Annotated in this window: 2 protein-coding genes; both read left to right on the forward strand. The window is 47.4% G+C overall.

Going from position 1 to position 6,365, the window contains the following annotated elements; genetic code table 11:
- Nucleotides 1-1,158, forward strand: a 1,158-nt coding sequence (locus HMPREF0373_RS01570) for a dockerin type I repeat-containing protein (RefSeq protein ID WP_021737795.1), incomplete at its 5' end; no start/stop codon positions are given.
- Nucleotides 1,159-1,407: 249 nt separating this feature from the next.
- Nucleotides 1,408-6,365 (forward strand): bacterial Ig-like domain-containing protein (locus HMPREF0373_RS01575; protein ID WP_021737796.1); only part of this gene is annotated, 4,958 nt, incomplete at its 3' end.

Below are 6,365 nucleotides of genomic sequence, written 5' to 3' on the forward strand. Positions count from 1 at the left end.
GTTACGGTAAACAAGGTGGCTTCTATCGCGGTGACAAAAGCACCGAACAAGACAGAGTACGAAGAAGGTGACCTGTTCAACCCGACCGGAATGGTAGTAACTGTTACTTATCAGGATGGCAGCACAGAAGAAACCACAGCGTACAGTTACGCACCGAAGAGCAGACTGACCAAGGAGGATAAAGCCGTTACCATCACCTATACCGGTAAAGATGCAGTGGCAGACCTGGCAGCAACAACGGTGGAAATCTCCGTAAAAGATAAACAAGAGGAGACAGTAGCTCATATTACAGCTTATGTATCTTACAGTGATAAGGGTATTTTTGTATCCGGTTCAGAAGGAACGTTACTGTGGAATGCACCGGTCACTGTATACGACAGAGACGGCGATGGACAGTACACTATGAGTGATGTATTCCGCGCATTACATGAGGAATACTATTACGGTGGTGCAGATGGCTATGCAGATACCGACGGTGGATGGGTAACCCGTTTCTGGGGTGTCAACACAGGTATGGTATCTTATGTGCTGAACCATGCATGGGTATACGGTACACAGACCGTAGTAAATGATGGCGATCAGCTGGGACTCTTTGTATATGCAAATACGATGGAATATTCCGATCTGTACACATGGTTTGATGAAACAACATACAAAACCGATGTCAACGCAGAGCACAGCTTTACCGTAAACGGTCTCAGCGTTATGAACAGCGGTCCGGACAGCCCGGTTACAGCAGCTCCGGCTAATGCAACCGTTACTGTTTATGATGAAAATGGAAACGTAGCAGAAGCACTTGGAACTAAGACAGATGAGCACGGACAGTTCAAAGTAACCTTCCCGAAAGACGGTAAATACACCATCGAAGTAAGCGGAACCTGTACTTATACCTGCTCCGGATACGGTGGAAGCGGTATGAATACATACAAAGATGCAACCGTAGTACCGACCCGCTGCACCGTTCTTGTAGGAACAGCCCGCGGAACACTGGGAGACATCAACGGCGACGGAGTCATTGATCTGACAGATGCAGCTCAGCTTCTGGATAAAGTGACAGCCGGTGAGAAAGTCGATACTTACCTTGGCGACATCAATGGTGACGGAACCGTAGATCTGATGGACGTTGCAGATCTGATGGATCGTATTACAGAAGCATAAGAAAAGGATAAGAAATAAGCACAGAGGTTGTTTTTGAAAAATCAGTAAGCTGAAGGAAAAGGGAACTTCTGATTTTACGAAAGTAAGATCAGAAGTTCTCTTTTTAATCAAAATCGTTTGTTTTTCAAAAAACGGATACAATCCGCAGGAGAGCGGTTTATATAGATAGTAAACAACAAATTCTCGGAATCTTTAAAACTACAATGGGGGAGAAGGTTTTGGGGAGCCTACAGGAAAAAGGAGAAGAAAATGAAAAAACACAGCAAAAAAATTGTGTCGCTGATGCTTGCTCTGCTGATGGTGTTCAGTCTGTTACCGATGTCATCCATATCAGCACTGGCAGCAGGCAGCAACAGTCCTGTCGCAGTACAGGCGGAGGATACAGCGACAGCAGCACCAGCTCCGGTCTTTATGTCAAAAACAATGGACCTGAGTACGCAGTCAGCCACTTACTATGCCGGTGATTCGGAAAAAGTAGCTGTGCTGCGTGTGCGAATCAAGACGAACAAAACTGCGTACAGCAAGGATACCCTGACTATTGCATGGCAGGTGTCCGATGATGGAATTAGATTTACGGATATCGAAGGTGTCGGAGGTGCGATGAATGCAGTTCTGATGAGCACCTATATACCGACGCTGACACCGGGACAGACAAAGTATTATCGAGCCGTTATCACGAACAAAGGTCTGGAAGAAGGGATGACACCTACATCCACGACCTCTGCCATCGCAAAGATCGCTTATATGGAGGGATCACGCCCGGGTCTGGAGATTGAGCAGCCAATGCTCCGGCAGGCAGACGGAGCTCTGGTATCCGATGATGCATTAAGCAAGGTAACCCTGTACGGATCAGGTGGCAGCCTGCCGAAAAAGTTCACAAATATTGGCGCATCTGTGGGAAAAGTCGCACAGCTGCATGATACTGCATGGGATACGGATGCCTATATCTTCCGTGGCTGGCAGATCGGTGATACGTTCTTTGCCGGAACCGCTTCGATGGATGCTTTTGTAAAAGCAGGCCCGAATGAGACCGATGCCTTGAAAGATTTCATCAGCGTTGCAGATTCTGACTGGAATTTGAAGTTGTTTCAGAATGCATATAATGACAGGACTTCCTATTATATAGAGTATGAGGGAACCACCACGAAGGATGGTGCATTGAAACTCTGCTCTGTCACACCTGTTTTCGAAAAGCTGCCGGAGATGACGCATCAGATTAGTCTGGTACAGACCATGGGAGGAACCATCAGTCAGGTGCGTGCCGGAGCTGAGACACATACTCTGATCGCAAAACCGACATTACTATATGTGTTTGCACGCTGGGAGCAGTCTGTGGATGGCGGCGAGACATGGACAGCCATGGAAGGAGATGCCAGGACACAGATAACACTGGAAAAAGATACCATGTACCGTGCCGTTTTTGAGAGCCCTTACAAGGTCAGCAACATGGAAATCACCGGATACGAACTTCCGTCAACCGGAGATGACTGGTATCTGGATCTTTCCGCAACACTGGTAAAAGAACTGCCAAATAGTCATATAGATGTCAACTTACGTGTATACGACGGAGAAATTGAGGATGATGACAAACTGCTGGGTGAGTGTGAGGATTCCTTCTCAAAAATCTATAGTGCAGAGCAGACGGTGACTGCAAAGGCAACGAAACGCCCGTCCAGCAATACCGGAAAAGTATTGGTTGTGGCAGAGACAGAGATCGGCGATACCGTGCAGATGGTATATCAGCTGAAAGGAACTCTGGATGTGACACCAAAAAGTGCAGATGTAGAGTGTCTGAACTCCGCATTCCTCGGCAGAGAACCGGCAGAACTTCAACTGTCTGCCAGCGGAGAACCGGCAGTCAGAGGTGTACTCTGGTCCGGTGGAGATTCCAAACCGGAGAAGCTGAAGGCATATAATGGCTGTGCTATCAGTGAGAGTACCGGTCTGGTCACTTTTAGCGCATATACTAGTGATACAACGGTTACCTTTATCGCAAGTGCGGGAGACGGACGAATCGCAAGGGCAGAAGTCAACTTCAAGGGAATCGGTTATGCTTCGAAAATTAATGAGAAAGTTGCAAAAGTGCCGGAAGGCGAAAGCAGAGAATTTGAGGCAGAGAGTCCTACTACTACTCTGATGGTCAGCGCATACAAAGTAAGTGTGAAATCCTCAGATGAGAGTATATTTACTGCTGAGATCATTACGAATAACAGCGGAATACCGAAGGATATTGTGAAAAAATACAAGATCAACGGTATCAAAGCAGGAACCGGAACGCTGACGATTACATCTGATGGTATATCCACAGAATTTCCGGTTGTGATCCAGAGTGCAAAGGAAGCGGTAAAGGAAGTAATCTTATCTGATACGAAAGTCAATCTGATCCAGGGCGACAGCAGGACACTGGAAGCATCGGTGACACCGGAAACTTCTCTGACCACAGTAAACTGGAGCAGTTCCGCACCGGAGGTTGTCAGAGTGGAAGATGGGAAGATCACCGGTCTGACACCGGGACATGCCGTTATTACCGCCACCGCAACAGATGCACTGGGTAACCGTGTGGAAGCTTCCTGCGACGTAACCGTCACAGAGCAGCCATACAATGTGGAAGTCTATGTACCAAAGGGAATCCTGGCAGCAAACGGACTGAAATTTGCTCCATCCGCAGGTCTCGATAAAGCAGGACATGACATCTTTGATACGGAACATGTGATCGCAGACGTCAGTGCAGATACAGAACTTTACAATGCATACGACGTTTATACCATGACACTGTATCCGGGCACGTATTCCTACCGTGCAGTCAGCGCAGAGGGCAGAAGCCTGGGCGGCGGAGCATTCACCTTTCCGGACAGTCAGACAAGCACTGTGGATGGACGCACCGTTCGTGTATTTCTGCGTCAGACCGAAGTATCCCTGACCAATGAATTTGACGGACAGAAAGCAGAAGCAACAGATTTTTCCGTACAGCTGAAAAATGATGTGAGTACTGCAACCATGGGTGATTCCTATGTGAATGCAGATGGATATACCGTATATCCGACGCTGCTGAGTGCAAATAAGAACCTTTCCTATTATCTGGCTGCAATTCCGTCAGATGCGTATGTAAAAGCGCATAACGTGATGGCATCCAGAACACAGGGGGTAGCAGTCACAAAAGATACTTCCATACTGTCTCTGACAGAAGAACTGAAGACAGGCGCACTGACGATCAATGCCCCGGCAGACGCAGAGGTAGCAATCTGTGAGCAGATGGCAGATGGACAGATCGCTGCGTACAAAGCAGACAGCACTGCTGCACAGGAGGACGGAACCGTTGATTTTGTTTTCCATGTGGCAATGACCAGCAAAATGTACTACCATGTCAGCGGAGCTTCTTATGTCACATATAACGGAACAACGGTAGACGGAGCTGATTCCAGGATCGTAGTCAGCACAGCTATGCTGAAGCCGTCCGGCAATACCAAGACAACGCTGGATCGCAACACTGCTTCCAACGGCGGCGCGAATATGGCAGACCTGTATCTGAATGTTAATGCACAGGGGTATCTGAAACTGGAGGAAGGCAATACCTTCAAATTAGATGCAAAACGTAACTGGTGGGGCAGTAATGTCACATGGGTACTGGGAAAAGATTACCGTCTCATCGAGCCGGATTTTCATTATCAGGTTGTAGGTTTGGATGGTAAGGCAAGCAGCGATGTCATTACCGTAGGTGACGACGGAACCGTGAAAGCAGTAGGAAACGGTACCGCTATCGTACTTGTTACCTATGACTCCATGACACTGAACTATCACGATGATGTCAAATATTCCTACGACAACTATGATCCGAACGGTTTCTATGGCGCAATCTGGCCGGAGAACACCGGTGTATTCGTCGTTTCCGTAGGTTCCGGAAACAGTGGAATCACCACAGGTATGACACTGAACAAAGATCTGAATCAGGGCAAGAGCAGCAAACAGGCAGGCGATGCACTGGATGCGGAACTGGATCCGATCTACTTTACCGGCAAGACAGGTACTTATATCTTTACACCGGAGACAGAAGATGTCAGTGTATCCGTTGCAAATCCGACCATCGGAAATGATGCATTAAGCTTCAGCGGATTCAAGGCACTGGCAGCAGAGAAAGACGGTAGCTACAATGTTCCACTGACAAATGGCCGTAACATCGTAAAACTGGAAAAAGACGGAAAAGCGGAGTATCAGGTGATTACCGCAAAACACGTAACCGTAAAAGTAAACGGTCAGGATCTGGATCAGGCAGTAGTCGCACCGGGTGAAAAAGTATCCGTCACATTTGATACGCTGTTCAATCCGGTAACACGTATGAGACTGTATAATACAGATGCAGCAGCAATCTACAATGAAATCAGCGGTCTGGAAGGAAAGAAAGCAGGAAACCTGCGTGGATCTTATGGATATTACTTCTTCGGTTCCACAGGTTACAAACAGACGGTTGAGAATTTCGTAGAAGAAGGCACGGATGCTTCAGGATACAATAACCCGATCGTAACAGTAAAAGATGCACTGATTGTTCCGGAAGACTATTCTGCAGAACACTTTGTACTTTCCAAAGGAACTTTTAACGTAGCAGGATTCGGCGGCGATTACGGTGCGCATCGAGCTATGGTCAAGACATGGGAGAATCTGTCTCCGAATACAAGTGCGTACATGGGACAGCTTCCGGATATCTCCATTCCGGTAGGAACTCTGCAGAGTATCGAAGTAACGGCACAGCCGGCGAAAACTTCCTATTATGTAGGCGAGAAATTTGATGCTTCCGGCATGAAAGTAACTGCAACCTATAAAGGAAGCGAAGGAAACTTTACAAAAGAAATCAGCAATTACAGTTTTGCGAAAGAAGCATTTGCAACATCCGGAAAACAGAATGTGACCATCAGTTACACACTGGGTGGCGTAACAAAGACGGCGGATGTATCCGTAGATGTCAAAGACGTAGTTCTGGAGAAACTCGAAGTCGTTACACCGCCTGCAAAGACAAGTTACCGCATCGGTGAGAAATTTGATGCAACAGGTATGGTAGTGACAGCTTCCTACAATGACGGAAGTGTCCGTGAGATCACAGACTACAAAGTAACACCGGATACCATTGCAGCAGACACCGATCATGTACTGGTTACTTACGGCGGCAAAGCAGCTTCCGTAGCAGTTACGGTAAACAAGGTGGCTTCTATCGCGGT

Origin of the sequence: Eubacterium ramulus ATCC 29099 (genome assembly GCF_000469345.1) — a bacterium.
Classification (GTDB): Bacteria; Bacillota; Clostridia; order Lachnospirales; family Lachnospiraceae; genus Eubacterium_I; species Eubacterium_I ramulus.